Here is a 13,948-nt window from a genome sequence, read left to right on the forward strand (position 1 = left end):
CTAAGCATTAAACACACACGGATTCGACCTCAAACTTTGTGACACAGTAAGATTAGCGGGATATTCGGTAGAAGTTGTTTTTCCCGCATCGACAGAACTGTCACGCTATTCTTCAGGGAGAACGAATCTGTTCGATCATCAAGGCCCAATAACCGAGAGGTAAGCTGCTGCCTCTTCGATCTGCGTGTCGTTCAGCTTTGCCGCGACCGCTGTCATCGATCCAGCCGGGGGAGGTTTCACTTTGGCGCGCGCCTGGAATTCGTGCAGCCGGTCGACGACAAACGCAGCGGGCTCCCCGGCAATAGCCGGAAAGCGCGCACCATTGCCTTTGCCGCCTGCCGCATGACAGCTGAAGCACGCAGGAATGTCAGCGCCTGAGCCCATTTCCGCGAGCTGCCTACCGGCCATCACGAGCTTCTCCGACGGCGGCTGAGCGCCCGTTGCAAGTGGAGGATGCTGCTGCGAAAAAAACACCGAAAGCTCGTGTATGTCGCTGTCGGAAAGACCACGCGCGACCGCCTGCATGGTGGCGCTCGCGCGCGTGCCTGCCTTGAACATGAGTAACGCATGGGCGAGATAGTCAGGATCCTTGCCGGCTAGCCGCGGTCCACCGCTTGCTGTGCCCGCGCCCAATGCGCCGTGACACGCTACGCACGTTGTGATCGAAGCCGAGGGCATCCCAGGAGCGGCATCTTGTGCGGAGACTGAGGATTGCGCATAGCAGACGCTTGCGAAACCGATGAGCGCCGCAACTGAAATCAAATACAAGCCGTCGTGCAGCAGCTTGGTGGAACGCGAGCCGAACATAAGCATCTTCCCGGTATCTTGTTGACGAGCGTCGTACAAACGATGCTGTGGCCAAATTCTGCGGGGGTGGGAATGACGCGTAGGTGGCGAGCGAATTACAAGTTTGTTATGTTGACCGGTACGACGGTTAATACAATCTCCGACCCGCCGAGGCCGCTTTCCAGCCAGCTAAACAGAGCGCAGCAAGCCGCTGCACGCTGACCGCTTTATCGCAGCCAGATGCGCGGCCCTGCTGCCTCTTTAGTCACTCTTCAACTCACACGTGTTGCGTTGGCGTTTGCCCATACCAGTAGCCACAATTATGGGCGGTGTACGCGTCATACGTGTTCGAGACCGGATAACCGAAGTCGAGAATCTGACGCGTCGCAGACGTATAAGCCGGCCAGTTCGCGACCGTGCTCCCGGTATTCGGATTGCCCGAGTGAGCAAACGCCGACAGCGCCGCCGTCATCGCATTCGACAGCGTCGCCTGATTCGTGGTGGGAGTGGGAATCAGTTGCCACCAGTAGTCGAGATCGGACGAATGAAAGGCGCCGTAGTTCAGCGAGGTCGGCGGTAAAATGGAAGTCAGGCCACCCACGTTGTACGGCGCAGGATCGGAAAAGCGGTACATGTACACCGCCGGCGAAAACTTCGCCAGGTTGTCGCCGTCCTGAAGCGCCGCGCAAACAAACCGGTAATCGCCATCCGCCGCTGCCAGCGCCTGACTCGGCGACGAATACTGGCTAAGGGGATACAACGCGGCCGTACTGGTGCCTGCGACGCCAAGATATCTCGCGATCGTGTTCGTATAGTTGGCGGCCTGGACCGGATTGCCCTGGGCGTCGAAGGCCGCTGCGACGAAAAACGTGCCTTCGTCCTGCGTGAAACCCGATATCAACGGCACGCGATTGAATGTGCCGGCAGCGAAAGCCTGGGACGTCGAGGTGGGCAACACCTTACCGTCGACAATTGCGTACCAGGCGTTTGGATTGCCTTGCAGCGTCGTCGCGGCGGGAAGCTGCCGCAGACAATCCGCACTTGCGGTGGCGCCACAGCCCCAATTATTCGCCAGCGTCGTGCTGCTGGTTTCAGCTTGCGCCAGCGTCGATTGAACCCGGTTGAAGTCGCCGCTTTGCGCGACCGCCTTCGCAAACAACCCTGCCGATCCGGGCGATGCAAGTTGAACATAAACCGAATGGCCGCCCGCCGAATCGCCGAAGATTGTCACGTTCTTCGGGTCCCCGCTGAAGGCAGCAATGTTCTTCTGCACCCATGTCAGCGCCGCAGCCTGATCCATGATCCCATAGTTGCCCGCCGCGCCATTCGGGTCCTCGGCGGCAAGCGCGGGATGCGCGAGAAAGCCTAATGCATTGAGCCGGTAGTTGATCGTCACCACCACTGCATTTGCCTTGAGTGCCAATGCCGAACCATCCGTGGCGATTCCCGATCCGTTAATAAATCCACCGCCATGAATCCAGAACAGCACGGGCAAACGAGTCGTCGCCGTCGTCGGTCCAGGCACATAGACATTCATGTACAGGCAATCTTCGCTGCCCTTCGGAGCGGCCTGCGTACCCTGCAGGCATTCCGATCCGGCATGCGACGCATCATAGACACCCGAATACGCAGCCGCCGCGGCAGGCGCTTTCCAGCGGAGCGCTCCAACAGGCGGCGCCGCATACGGCAGACCGAGAAATTCGTGCACGCCGTTGACGGTAATGCCTTTCGCCTGGCCCTGAGCGGTATTGACTACATTCGGATCACTAACTGTATTGCTGTTTCCGCCTCCACAACCTGCCACGATCAGCAGCAACGTTGCCGCAATGGTCCACCAAATGGATCTTTGCTGATACTTTTTCATGGTTGTCTCCTGATTTATTACCGATGGACTTCTTCGTTACGTTTCCTTCTCGTGTCGATTTTTTTAGGCAAAGCAAGACCCTGCCCCTCGATATGTGGGCTCCAGACCAACATTCATTGATCGGCGGTCAGCAGGAAAAGCGTTGAGTCAAGCTGTTATCCCGAAGCGTTGCGCCCCGGTTAGGCGTTCAGCCGTCGAAGCGGTACAGCACGCTGTCAACACGAAAGCGCACGTCATCCGCAAGACTGTTGCTGACCAGCAGGTAGCGCTGGCCATCCGCCATGAAGGCGGCCGCATCCGTGCCGCCCGATGTCGGGAACTCGTCGGCGAGTTCGAAGCGGCCCGCTCTCCACATGAATATCTGCGATTGTTGTTGCGTATGCGGCGCGTGCGGGGTGCCGGTGATGAAGCACACACGCACGAGATAGAAGCCGCGCGCACCGTCGACAAGACACAGTTCGCGACCGCCTGCCGCGCCCAGCGATTGCACCGGATCAAACTGAACCCGATCTTCATCGAACAGGAACAGGCGCGTTTCTCCCATCAGGTTGGCGTGCACCATCCACAACCGATCCTGATCGATGAAGAAGCTGAATGCACGGCCGCCCGGTTCATCGAAGCGTTGAATAACCTCGAAACGTTCGCCCCGCCAGCGATGAACAGATGAACCGCTGACGTGGTCCGCATAAGCCAGGTAGTGTTGCCCTCCGAACGTAACGAACGCCCAGTTATAACCCCAGCGTCCTTCGAGTATCTGTAGTAACCCGAATTGTTTTCCATCCCATTCGAAGATGCGGGATTCACGCGGGTTCTTCGGCGTCACGCCCTCGACTGTGACTCCCTGCGCCAGCGCCAGGAAATGCCTGCCACCGATGGAGAAAAAGCGCCACTGTTTGCCGGCGAAGGTCGGGAAGCGCTGAAATGGTGTCCACTGGTTGTCGTCGCGTTCGTATAAGACCGCTTCGCCGTCGAGCACATAGGGACCGCTGCCGGAGCGCACTCCCAAGGTCGCGAGAAACCGCCGCTCGCCGATCTCGAAGTACTCTGCGTCCTCGCCGCCCGGCATCGGCAGTGCATCGTGTTCGACGAGCCGCCCCGCTTCCCAGCGATAGATCAACGCATCGATGTCGCTGTCGCCCGCGTTCATTCCAGGCGCCTGTCCGGGGATATCGCGCGCCAGTTGCGCAATGATGGCGAAGAGCTGGCGGTCCGTGTTGAAGACTTCGACTGCACGCGCGCCGCTAGTCGCTAGCGTCTGGACGGGCTTAAGAAGTGGAACAAGCGTCTCAGTGCTTACCATCGCTAACCTCCGATCCAGTCATCATGAACTTCGTGAACGGCTTGTGGCGCACGGTGTCGTCGCCGCGCGGGCGCCATAGATTGGCCAGCATGATGCCGAGCGCCGCGAACAACGCCAGCAGCGCCGCTGCCAGGAACAAGTGGCCGAGCGACCAGTTCTGCGCAAGCAGAATGCCCCCGACCACCGGACCGATGATCGACCCGGTGCGCCCGATGGCCAGCGTCCAGCCCACGCCCGCTGCGCGTACGCCGGTAGGAAAGAGGCAACTGGCAATCGCCGGGAAAGTGAGCTGCCCGCCGACAACGCATGCGCCCACGAGGAACAGCAAGCCGAAGGCCGCGTTGCCCGCGCCGATCACCCGGCCGAGCGTGAAGACCATCGCGGCCCCGGCGACAAAAGCCACGGCCACCGCGACGAATGGCGCGCCTCGCCTCACGATCAGCGAGATCAGCAACGCACCAACGATCGCACCGACATTGATCACGACCGCACCCAGCGCCGCCCGGTCGGGCGCCACGCCGTTGAGGTTGAGGATGGTCGGCATGAAGCTCACCAGGAAGCCCGACAGGATCATGCTGGCGAGCACGCCGAACCAAAGCGCGAAGGTCGCAGCGAAACGTCCTTCGGCGAACAGGTTGCCTACGAACCGGCCCAGCATATTGCCGACGAAACCCTCGCTTGCTTGCCCATCCGGTTTGATCGTTGCCTCTGCCGGCGTGGTGGCCGGAATCACGAGCAGGACCGGGATAATTGCGGCGAGCGCGCACGATCCACCCATCAGGAACACGAACGGCCAGCCGAACTTCATCATCAGCGCAGCCGTGATCGCGCCACCAACTACCGCACCGAGCGGGAAGCCGATAAACATGAGGATCACCAGAGACGAGCGCCGCTCGGACGAAGCGCTTTCGGCCGTAATCGCGGCTATCGGGGGAATCGCGCCACCCATCCCAAGGCCACCGAGAAACCGCAATGCAGCGAGCGCACCCGCCGAACTGGCGAACGCGCAAGCGAGCGTGAACCCGCCGGTCACGACCAATGCCAGCACCAGCATTTTCCTGCGGCCGAAGCGGTCCGCAAGCGGGCCGATGATCAGCGAGCCCAATACCGTGCCGACAAAACCCGCACCGAACACGCGACCGAGCGAGGCATGGTCGATCTGCAATGACTTCGCCAAAAGCGGGGCGACGAACGACAGCATCAGCGTGTCGAATCCATCTATCATCGACACCGCGAAGCAGACAAGCGTGATGCTGATGACCGAACGCACGGCCCCGCCAGAGGGTCCAGCTTCAAGATGATTCATGATGTAACGTCTCCTGTATGCGGGCTTTCTATATAAATCGGCATCACCGCCCTGTTGTGCCAACGTCTCGCTGCGTGCTGCTGTTGCTGCGTCATTAACTCCATGGCCCCGGATACGTCACGTTCGTGAAGCCGGGAATCTCTACCCGGTCCGGGCGATTCCCGTTGTCCTGCAACTGATCGACAATGTAGTCGGCCACGCAGTTCGACAACAGTTGCGTCGGGTCTTCCATGATGCGTCTGAGACGCGCGGTAGTCGCGTCCCGGTCGTTCACCGACGTGATCGGCGGCATCTGCTCGGCGGCTGCCGGTTCGAAACGATACCCGGGATGATCCGGAAACAATTTACGCGCAACGTCAATGCTCGCGCGCGTGTTCAGCCATAACATCCGGTACGTGTTTTCCAGCGCGACCAGACCAGCGGCATCGGGCAACTCGGCCACCGAGAATGACGGTGCATGAGGGGCCACGAACAAGCGTTCCGGCGGCAACGCACCCCCGGAAACGCGCCAGATCAGATGGCACATGTTGTTGGTCGCCCAGGTCGCACCGGCCGTCGGGCGGCCCGATCGGCCGCTGACCAGCACCATCAGGCGCGACCAGTCGAACTCCTGCGCGCGCAGCCAGTTGCCGATCCGATAGACGATATCCAGGAACGCGAGACCAAACGTTGCGAACATCACGTCGTTCATGGGCACCGGCACCTTGTCCGGATCCAGCGGTGCGAAGTAGCGATCGCGCAACGAATCGAACGTCACCAGCGAGGGTTCGTCCGCTGCACGCTCGAGCAAATCGATCGTCGTGCCGCAGGTGTAGTCGACCAGATTCGCGAGCTGGACGTCGAAGCCCGCCAGACTCTGGACCGCGATCTCGTCGCGCCATAACGCCGGCGAATTGGCCCCGCGTGTCTTGCGCGCATGAACCATCAACTTCGCGGCGTCGTGCTGCCATGCGTTGTCCTGCGGCGCGAGCTCGCGCATCCGCGCGAGGTAGGCTATCGCGAGCGGCAGATGCGATACAGCCGTCAATTCGATGAAACCCCGCGTCGATTTGCGAAAGCTCTCGATCAATGCCGGGCGCCCGCCGCCGGGAAACAGTGCGACGTCCGAAGCGGTCGATACCAGCAGTGGCGTGTCCGCCTCGCGCTGCATCATCTGTTGCGTCAACTGGTTGCCGATGCTGGCCGGGTCCGATGTAAAAGCGCGGAACAGCTCGGCAAAGGCGGGATGCGGTTGATAAGTCATCGTGCGAAGACTCCGTGATGCATGTCAATAGTCGAACAGCCGCGCGGGGTTATCGGCGAGGATCATCTGGCGAACCGCGGGGTCTTCCGTCCACGCGCCAAGCAGGTTGAGCAGCTCGCCAGTGTCGCGGGTCGAGTCGGGAATGTGCGGCCAGTCAGAGCCCCAGATCACCTTGTGCGGCGCCGCTTCAACGATCTTCTGCGCCATCGGCGCGACGGCATCGTAACCTCGGTGCTTCGCGATCCGGTACGGTGCGCTGAGCTTGAGCCAGCAGTTGCTATCCTTGAGCAGGTTTAACAGACGCTCGAAATCCGCTGGCGTTAGACCATCCTCTTCAAGCATGTACCCCATGTGATCGATAACGAAATCCGATTGCACGTCGGCGAGGAATGGAATCAGGTTACGCACGACCCATCCCGGCGCGTAGAACTGGACATGCCAGCCCATGCTCGTGCATAACCTCGCCATGCGAGTGATGTACTGCTGGATCTCCTCGGTAGGCAACGCCGAACGTGCAAACAAGTCGAGCCGCACAGCACGAACGCCCGCCCGGTGGTAACGATCGAGCGCGACTGCGCCGGCGTCCTCGTCGATCATGACAACGCCGCGCGCAATCGGTCCGGCAGCATTCAGGGTGTCGATCAGGCAGCGGTTATCCGTGCCGTAAAAGCTCGGCTGCACGATCACGAATCGTTCGAGTTGAAGCACGTTCATCAACTGCAAGTAATAGCCGAGCTTGCCGTCGGGCAACGTGTAATGCGGATGCTCTACATGCGGATACAGTGCCTCGGGACCGAACGCGTGCATGTGCGCGTCGCAGGCATGGGCGGGCATCTCGAAGGCGGGGCGTGACAGCGTGTCGGATGCACGCATCGGGGTGGAAATCAGCGGAGTTTCGGCCATGACAATGTGTCGTGAATAATTGATTTGAGGGGGCTTAAAGGAATGCGGCGCGGCTGCTCTCCATCCGCTGACGCAGCGCGTTGAGGAACAGATCGGTATCGATGCCCGCAAAGATGAACGGCGCGGCGCCCTCCTTTCGAAGGCTCGTCAACGCGCCGCTATCCGGCATGCCGCCAACGATCGCGACCTTGCCGAAACGGTGGGCAGCGGCAATCACGCGCCGGCATGCCTCCACCACTTCAGGATGCGTGGACTCGCCGGTGTGTCCCAGGTCCGCACTCAGGTCATTACAGCCGATCGCGAGAATATCCACGCCTTCGACCGCCGCAATCGCATCCGCCGCCTCCACGCCCGCGCGGCTTTCGATCAGCACCTTGATTGCGGTGGCGTTGTTGAGCGTTTGATTGAGTTCGCGGGCGTGCAACTTCTCGAAGTTCACATAAGGCAGCGTCGCGAGTTGCGAGCGCTGTCCCTGCGGCGGGAAACGCGTTGCCGTGACCACGTCTCTTGCTTGCGCAGCCGTTTCCACCCGCGCGATGATGATGCCGAGCGCGCCGCCATCGAGCACGCGATTGATCGTGCCGTAATCGCGCTCAGGAACCCGCACCCAAGGCGTCAAGCCGAGATCGACTGCACATGAGCACAGCTGTGCGACGGTATCGACAGGTAGCGTGCTGTGTTCCATGTCGATCCAGATGGTGTCGTAGCCGGTCGCTTTCGCCCAGCGCACCACATCAGTGGTTCGCGACGCGCGGATACCGAGCGCGTAGACGGGAAGGCCAGCCCGCAGGCGCTCAGTCAGTTCGATGCCATTCATCTTGTCTCCATCCGTTATTGGCTTCTGAAGAAGTATCTCCTCAGAATCCATTCTGATTTATTCTCTGGAAAATCCTATTGATTCATAGAGACAATCAATGCAAGTCAGGCATCTGGAGTATTTCGTCGTGCTCGCCGAGGAATTGCATTTCCGGCGTAGCGCCGAGCGGCTTGGCATCACGCAAGCGCCTTTAAGCCTTGCGATCCAGGCGCTCGAAACCGAACTTGGCGCACGCCTCTTTCATCGGACGAGCCGCACGGTTGCGCTGACCGAGGCCGGGTTTTCCCTGATGAACGATGCCAAGCTCATCCTCGCGCGTATCGACCTCGCTAAGGAAAATGTCTGGCAGACGGTTAGCGGACAGGTCGGCCGGCTGCGGCTTGGTTTTACGAATGCGTCGTCGCTGTCGCCGCTTTTTCCGCGGCTGATTCACGCATACCGCACGCAACGGCCGAACGTGCAGATCGGGCTGCATGAGTTGTCTTCGTCGCAGCAAATCGAACAGCTCGATGCACGCGAGCTCGACGTCGGACTGCTGCGCCTGCCGCTCTCCATGCCGCTGCCCTCGAACCTGGTATTTACGCCGCTGCTCGAAGAGCCGTTGCTGCTCGCGATGCATGCGGCACATCCGCTAACCAAGGCCACGTCCATCAGACTTGCAGATCTGCGCAGCGAGCCGTTTATCGCCTATCCCCGGCAAGCGGGTGTAGCCGTGCACGAGCAGACGGTAGCGTTATGTGCGAAGCGCGGCTTTGAACCTTATGTGGTTCAGGAAGCGCAGCAGGCATCGACGCTGATCGGCCTGACGGCAACGGGCCTCGGGATCGCGCTGGTGCCGGCTACGCTGAAGGCCATCGCAATACCGGGTGTCGTGTTCAGGGAACTCGACGACGACGATACCAAGACGACGCTTTACATTGCTCATCGTCACGGCGACGTCAATTCACGCGTCCAGCAGTTCGTGGAACTGGCGCTCGCTCTGCGATAACGCTGCTGAGTGGAGCGCACATATATAGTGACGATAGCCAGCGATCTCCCACCCGACGGATATCACCACAAGACATGACCTCCACGCCGCTTAAACCATCCCTCCTACGCCGTGCACTTGCTGCTACGGCACTTCTTGCCATTGTCGCGAGCCATGCCGCCTACGCCGAAGATAGCGCCATGCCGGCTCGTACAAGCGCACGGGATCTCGCCCAGGAAGAAAACAATCGCGCGCTGGTCGTGCACTTCTACGACACCGTATTCAACCAGCACGATCTTGGTATCGCCAGCACCGTGCTCGCGCCGAATTACATCCAGCACAACCCGCGCGTGCCTAGTGGGTCAGCGCCGTTTATCAGTTTCTTTACAGAGCGCTTCAAAGCAAACCCTGAAGCACGTTCCATGATCGTGCGCAGCGCGGCCGATGGCGATCTCGTTTTCCTTCACGTTCATTCGACCAGCAATCCGCAGGATCGAGGGAATGCCATCGTCGATATCTTCCGCGTCGATCACGGCAAGATTGCGGAGCATTGGGACGTCATCCAACCGGTGCCCGAGCACGCGGCCAACGACAACACGATGTTCTAGGGCGGTGGTCTTGCCAAGGCTCGACCTTTGCCTATTCGATAAACGCGGCGAGCCCCGGATGAAAAATTGGTAATCGGCGGAAACAGGTCGTAAGCACTGCGGGAAACCGCGCACTCCTTCTCATATCGCACACCCATACCCGGTGCGATGATTCGATACGAAATACGCTTCGCCGCGCCTCGATCCCGCCAAGCCCGGGGCTTCGATGCGCGGTGTCGAATCGAGACTGGGAATCAACGCGCTACGCGAGGCTTATCATGACCCATCACGGCAATCCAGAACCTGTCCGCTTTTTTACCTGGCTTTGTTCGCCTTCGGCAACGTTTGCGCCGGCGATCGACTGAGTCATGAAACCCCAACTGTGTCTCTGCGCGCTTGTGCTGGTTACCGGGGTGCTGTCGCTCACTCCTTTTGTCGCCGTTCATGCTGACCCGACGATGCGCGATCCGGGCGCCATGAAGAGCAAGGCCGCCGACATGAGAAGACGCGCCCGGGAAGCGCCGTTCGCGTTTCGCGGCATCTCGCTCGGCATGACACTGGACGAGTTCCAGGCAGGCGCGACCGTACGCGCCACGCCTGTCGACAGCGTGCCGGTCTGCGAGACCGACGTGATAGCCGGCTCGCTCGGCATGAGCCTGAAGACGCGCGAGAGCCTGACGGTGGCTTGCCGCTGGGCGCATCAACAAGCGAATGTCTGGACTGTATCGCAGGCCGTAGTCGACGGCGTGCCGGCGCAGGACCACATGCTGCGTTTCGCCCGAGTCAGCGGACAGGCCACCTTCCGCTTGTATGAGATGTCCTTCGTCATAGACGAAGGCACTGCGGCCGATTTGCGCCACGCTCTTGCAGACCGCTATGGCGCACCGCGGGCGAACGTTCAACCTTCTGCATCGACCAGCGGCACGCTACCCGTCTACGAATGGGAAAACGCGGTGAGCTCGATCACCTTGCGTTTCTTGCCGGCCACGCGTAACGCCACGCTCGTCTATCTGCTGAAAGCGTCCGATGCCTGGGTCAAGTCGGTCGACCAGCAATGGCGGACCAGCAGCGTGGATGCAAGCTGAGAGGCGTTGACGGACGCCTCTCTTAAGCTGGCTGAACGGTTTTTCGACATCCATGGAAAGACTCCGAAAGGACTTGCGGGAGCGCTCTGTTGCTTGCCGTTTCACCGTTTGTTGAAATGAGCAACCATGGAGTTATGGATCAATCAGGAGTGGTGGCGTTATGGATAGCTCGATCGAATGCGGAACCGGAGGATACGGTTCGGCTATTGTCGAACCCTCCACTCGTCCCGGCATGACAAACATCCTGAAACCTATGGGGCTCGTGGCCTCCCGGGTTAAGAGATCCCTGCGTATTGCGTCGATCATCTGCGCGACGATCAGCCCGTGCTCGTTATCCGGTTGTGCATGGACGGTAATAACCGCCGTCGATGCAGCCGGGTCGGTCGTGCAAGCCGGTATAAGCGTTGCGTCGAACCACTCTTCTCCTACCGCCATCAATGGCGATCAGGCGTCGGTCCATGCTGTTTGCATCGAGTGGAATTCGATGGTCTCCGTTGGCGACTTCGTCCCCGCGTTGCAATACGCGCTGCATAAACGCGGGGTGGAGTCGACCGTCTATGGTGCGGGGAATTCACCGTCGAGCTGCGAAGCGACACTTGTGTACAGCGCGGCCACGGATTGGGGTCATCGCTCGTTCACCGAGGGATACACCCAGTACCTCTCCGCCATCAATCTCACGTTGATCCAGCGCGGCAAGATCGTTATTGCTGCCAGCTACCTGACCAGCGGGGCGAAGCTCGACCGCTACGCGAGCACGACTACCAAGGTGTCGGCACTCATCGACAAGATGGTGGTTGCAGCAAAGGACTGAAGGAAGGATGAAGTCCTGAGGCGCGGGAGGAAGCCGCGATCTCATCACGAGTCCGGTAGAACAATCCCGGACCCGCATATTCTTTTAGGCAGCCTGCCCGCATGGGGCTTCGCACTGCTCCGGCAACACGCCCACGCTACTGGATAAGGTTGAACTGAACTCTTCTCCGGCGACTGACTGGGCGATCGTGCATTCCTCCACCGCTTCATCTTCCGTGATGCGTGGAACCGCCTTGGTGCTCTTGCCGGCACGCGACGGCGGTTGGCAACTGCCGCACACAGCACCGTGCGCGGAGTCCTGCTTGCGGGTGACGAACTTGCCTGTGCAGTTACAGCACCGCGTCAACTGCAGGATGCCGGCGTCGAAGAAACGCACGAGCGTCCAGGCACGCGTGAAGCTCAACATGACATAGCTGCCGTGACGCTCGCAATGTTCGAGATAGAGCTTATAGCCCTTCGTCAACGCGTCGAAACGCGAACAGCCCGCGAGATCCTTCAGGAACAGATAGATGTTGTAGAAAAGGGATGCATGGATGTTCGGCGACCACGTCATGAACCAGTCGACCGAGAACGGCAGCATACCCTTCGGCGGCGACACGCCTTTGACTTCCTGATAAAGGCGAATCATGCGGTCGCGGGAGAGGTTGACCTCGCTTTCAAGCACTTGTATGCGAGCACCGAGTTCGATCAGGACGGCCGCCCGCATCACGTCTTGAGCGTCTTCAGTTATGCTTTTTTTTGCCATTGGCATATTCCCCTTCCTCTTGTACAAACCGCCCGACTGATGCATCGGCCAGCGCTATAACACTGAGCCAGGTCTTCAGGCGCGGGAACCGCGCACTCCCCAAAACACCGGGTCACGCAATGTACGCGCTTTAGCCGGAGTGTGCGTAATCAGACTGCCGGCGATGTCGTCCGGCCGATCTTCAGGCACCCGAAGTCCAAGGAGAAAAAACATCAGCAGAACGCCAGACATAAAACCAACTACACAGCCGATCAGCAACATGCTTCCCCCTCCGCGAATTTTACAGAGCTCAATAAAAATATCGTCGATGAATTGATCGTTTGACGAGGACATTGGGAAAAGCGTTGCATCGTATAGACAACGACACGTCCCAGAACGAATGATCCTCTTTTCTGCTCAAGTAAATTGCATGGAAAAGACAAGGCTTTGCCCTAACGATTACCGAACCTTTCCTTAAGCTTCTTACTCTTTCAAATGGAAATGCCCTTAGTTCGACCGCCTTAATAAATGCGACGAAATTCTTTATAAGATTTAGGAAGGACTTGCGGGACGCGCATGTTACTCGCCGCTTCACCGTTTGCCGAAGTGCGCAATCATAACCCTGCGAATGAACGAAGTACCGCGTGAGGGCGATTTAATCGCAACCATGCCCTCTTCACTCTCAGGAGTCGATTCATGCAAGTCAGCCGGCACGTCGCTCAGCGCGATCATGCACCCCGCTCTCTTCGAGCTATTGATCGTATGAATTGCCTGCGGCTAGCGTCGGCTTCACGACTAACGCTGACGTCCATGGAGGTCGCTTGAGCCTTGGCGCTACCGTATCGGCCCGGCGTCCGTCAGGACGATCAGGACCGCTGCACAGTTCGTTACCCACAGAGGGTGAGGTTTTGTTGCCGTTCTCTCATCGACCTCTTCTTTCTGGCAGCCCTACTCGATAACCATGAAACAACTTACCCAAACTCTCCTGCTCGTAAGCGTCCTGGCTACCGGTGCCTGCAGCGCATTCGCCCAAAGCTCGTCCGGCATGGACGAAGGTCATTCAAGTCACGAAGGTTTCGGACCGAGCTTTGCCGTGGTCAATGATCTCGAACATTTACAAAGGCTGTACGACCTAAGCGGCCGCGAAAGCGAAATGAGGGAGATCTATCACGACGTTTTGCTAAAGACGCAGGTGCCGGCGGTTCGCCAGTACGTCTATGAGGCGCTGGCGCGTAACCTGCTACGGCCGGCTAATGTGGACCAGGCGATAACGACCATTCGCACGAGCCTGGATGAGGACCTGGGCACACTGGCCAAACGCCCTTCCGCTCCGTGAAGGGCACATGCTGTGCGCGATCAGAGTGGCGCTTAACCCATCGTAGACAGACACACTAAGCTGCCTGGCCTTAGAAGCTGTTGCGAAATTGACCAGGTGGGTTTCGCTCGCGCCGGTGGACGGGGTTGGGCGGTCGAGGGTCGATGCCGGGGTGGTGCTTTCGTTGTTAGTGGTCTGCGTGAGTTAGCTGTATTTTTTATCACTATTAGCCACTGTGCGT

Annotated in this window: 14 protein-coding genes; 5 read left to right on the forward strand and 9 right to left on the reverse strand. The window is 59.4% G+C overall.

Features of this window, described 5'->3' with window-relative positions; all coding sequences use genetic code 11:
• Positions 1 to 138: 138 nt before the first annotated feature.
• The 7 genes from M0D69_RS41290 to M0D69_RS41320 all read right to left on the reverse strand — a co-directional run bounded on the left by M0D69_RS41290 (position 139) and on the right by M0D69_RS41320 (position 8,219).
• Positions 139 to 807, reverse strand: coding sequence for a c-type cytochrome (locus M0D69_RS41290; protein ID WP_301787563.1), 669 nt, complete (start codon positions 805 to 807; stop codon positions 139 to 141).
• 256 nt (positions 808 to 1,063) lie between these two features.
• Positions 1,064 to 2,650 carry a carboxylesterase/lipase family protein gene (locus tag M0D69_RS41295; RefSeq protein WP_301787564.1) on the reverse strand — a complete coding sequence of 529 codons (1,587 nt, stop codon included), beginning with the start codon at positions 2,648 to 2,650 and terminating at the stop codon, positions 1,064 to 1,066.
• Positions 2,651 to 2,837: 187 nt separating this feature from the next.
• Positions 2,838 to 3,950, reverse strand: a complete 1,113-nt coding sequence (locus M0D69_RS41300) for a hypothetical protein (protein WP_301787565.1) — start codon at positions 3,948 to 3,950, stop codon at positions 2,838 to 2,840.
• Positions 3,937 to 5,256 (reverse strand): MFS transporter, encoded by a 1,320-nt coding sequence (locus M0D69_RS41305; protein ID WP_301787566.1) that lies wholly within the window; start codon positions 5,254 to 5,256, stop codon positions 3,937 to 3,939. Before M0D69_RS41305 ends, M0D69_RS41300 begins: the two co-directional genes overlap by 14 nt.
• Positions 5,257 to 5,350: 94 nt before the next feature.
• Positions 5,351 to 6,499, reverse strand: a complete 1,149-nt coding sequence (locus tag M0D69_RS41310; protein WP_301787567.1) for a DUF5624 domain-containing protein — start codon at positions 6,497 to 6,499, stop codon at positions 5,351 to 5,353.
• A 24-nt stretch (positions 6,500 to 6,523) separates the two neighbouring features.
• Positions 6,524 to 7,402, reverse strand: a complete 879-nt coding sequence (locus M0D69_RS41315) for an amidohydrolase (protein ID WP_301787568.1) — start codon at positions 7,400 to 7,402, stop codon at positions 6,524 to 6,526.
• A gap of 34 nt (positions 7,403 to 7,436) precedes the next feature.
• Positions 7,437 to 8,219 (reverse strand): HpcH/HpaI aldolase/citrate lyase family protein, encoded by a 783-nt coding sequence (locus M0D69_RS41320; protein WP_301787569.1) that lies wholly within the window; start codon positions 8,217 to 8,219, stop codon positions 7,437 to 7,439.
• A 97-nt stretch (positions 8,220 to 8,316) separates the two neighbouring features.
• On the opposite strand from M0D69_RS41320, the gene M0D69_RS41325 reads away from it, so the two are divergent.
• The 4 genes from M0D69_RS41325 to M0D69_RS41340 all read left to right on the forward strand — a co-directional run bounded on the left by M0D69_RS41325 (position 8,317) and on the right by M0D69_RS41340 (position 11,669).
• Complete coding sequence (locus M0D69_RS41325; protein ID WP_301787570.1) at positions 8,317 to 9,207, forward strand: LysR family transcriptional regulator; 891 nt, start codon at positions 8,317 to 8,319, stop codon at positions 9,205 to 9,207.
• 179 nt (positions 9,208 to 9,386) lie between these two features.
• Entirely contained in the window at positions 9,387 to 9,794 is a 408-nt protein-coding gene (locus M0D69_RS41330) for a nuclear transport factor 2 family protein (protein ID WP_301787571.1), read from the forward strand.
• Between the two features lie 347 nt (positions 9,795 to 10,141).
• On the forward strand, positions 10,142 to 10,858 hold the full coding sequence (locus M0D69_RS41335; protein ID WP_301787572.1) for a hypothetical protein: 717 nt from the start codon (positions 10,142 to 10,144) through the stop codon (positions 10,856 to 10,858).
• Positions 10,859 to 11,018: 160 nt separating this feature from the next.
• Entirely contained in the window at positions 11,019 to 11,669 is a 651-nt protein-coding gene (locus tag M0D69_RS41340; RefSeq protein ID WP_301787573.1) for a hypothetical protein, read from the forward strand.
• 84 nt (positions 11,670 to 11,753) lie between these two features.
• Here the strand turns inward: M0D69_RS41340 and flhC are convergent, their stop codons facing one another.
• Positions 11,754 to 12,413 (reverse strand): flagellar transcriptional regulator FlhC, encoded by a 660-nt coding sequence (flhC, locus tag M0D69_RS41345; RefSeq protein WP_301787574.1) that lies wholly within the window; start codon positions 12,411 to 12,413, stop codon positions 11,754 to 11,756.
• A 75-nt stretch (positions 12,414 to 12,488) separates the two neighbouring features.
• Complete coding sequence (locus M0D69_RS41350; protein WP_301787575.1) at positions 12,489 to 12,746, reverse strand: hypothetical protein; 258 nt, start codon at positions 12,744 to 12,746, stop codon at positions 12,489 to 12,491.
• 607 nt (positions 12,747 to 13,353) lie between these two features.
• On the opposite strand from M0D69_RS41350, the gene M0D69_RS41355 reads away from it, so the two are divergent.
• The gene (locus M0D69_RS41355; RefSeq protein WP_301787576.1) at positions 13,354 to 13,728 is read left to right on the forward strand and encodes a hypothetical protein; all 375 of its coding nucleotides are present in this window, start codon (positions 13,354 to 13,356) and stop codon (positions 13,726 to 13,728) included.
• The last annotated feature ends 220 nt before the right edge of the window (positions 13,729 to 13,948 follow it).

Source organism: Caballeronia sp. SEWSISQ10-4 2 (assembly GCF_030464885.1).
Taxonomy (GTDB): Bacteria; Pseudomonadota; Gammaproteobacteria; order Burkholderiales; family Burkholderiaceae; genus Caballeronia.

Excerpts from the sequence above, each read along its gene's own strand:
- M0D69_RS41290 (WP_301787563.1), bottom strand. The coding sequence starts at position 807 with ATGTTCGGCTCGCGTTCCACCAAGCTGCTGCACGACGGCTTGTATTTG.
- M0D69_RS41295 (WP_301787564.1), bottom strand. The coding sequence starts at position 2,650 with ATGAAAAAGTATCAGCAAAGATCCATTTGGTGGACCATTGCGGCAACG.
- M0D69_RS41300 (WP_301787565.1), bottom strand. The coding sequence starts at position 3,950 with ATGGTAAGCACTGAGACGCTTGTTCCACTTCTTAAGCCCGTCCAGACG.
- M0D69_RS41305 (WP_301787566.1), bottom strand. The coding sequence starts at position 5,256 with ATGAATCATCTTGAAGCTGGACCCTCTGGCGGGGCCGTGCGTTCGGTC.
- M0D69_RS41310 (WP_301787567.1), bottom strand. The coding sequence starts at position 6,499 with ATGACTTATCAACCGCATCCCGCCTTTGCCGAGCTGTTCCGCGCTTTT.
- M0D69_RS41315 (WP_301787568.1), bottom strand. The coding sequence starts at position 7,402 with ATGGCCGAAACTCCGCTGATTTCCACCCCGATGCGTGCATCCGACACG.
- M0D69_RS41320 (WP_301787569.1), bottom strand. The coding sequence starts at position 8,219 with ATGAATGGCATCGAACTGACTGAGCGCCTGCGGGCTGGCCTTCCCGTC.
- M0D69_RS41325 (WP_301787570.1), top strand. The coding sequence starts at position 8,317 with ATGCAAGTCAGGCATCTGGAGTATTTCGTCGTGCTCGCCGAGGAATTG.
- M0D69_RS41330 (WP_301787571.1), top strand. The coding sequence starts at position 9,387 with ATGCCGGCTCGTACAAGCGCACGGGATCTCGCCCAGGAAGAAAACAAT.
- M0D69_RS41335 (WP_301787572.1), top strand. The coding sequence starts at position 10,142 with ATGAAACCCCAACTGTGTCTCTGCGCGCTTGTGCTGGTTACCGGGGTG.
- M0D69_RS41340 (WP_301787573.1), top strand. The coding sequence starts at position 11,019 with ATGGATAGCTCGATCGAATGCGGAACCGGAGGATACGGTTCGGCTATT.
- flhC (WP_301787574.1), bottom strand. The coding sequence starts at position 12,413 with ATGGCAAAAAAAAGCATAACTGAAGACGCTCAAGACGTGATGCGGGCG.
- M0D69_RS41350 (WP_301787575.1), bottom strand. The coding sequence starts at position 12,746 with ATGTCCTCGTCAAACGATCAATTCATCGACGATATTTTTATTGAGCTC.
- M0D69_RS41355 (WP_301787576.1), top strand. The coding sequence starts at position 13,354 with ATGAAACAACTTACCCAAACTCTCCTGCTCGTAAGCGTCCTGGCTACC.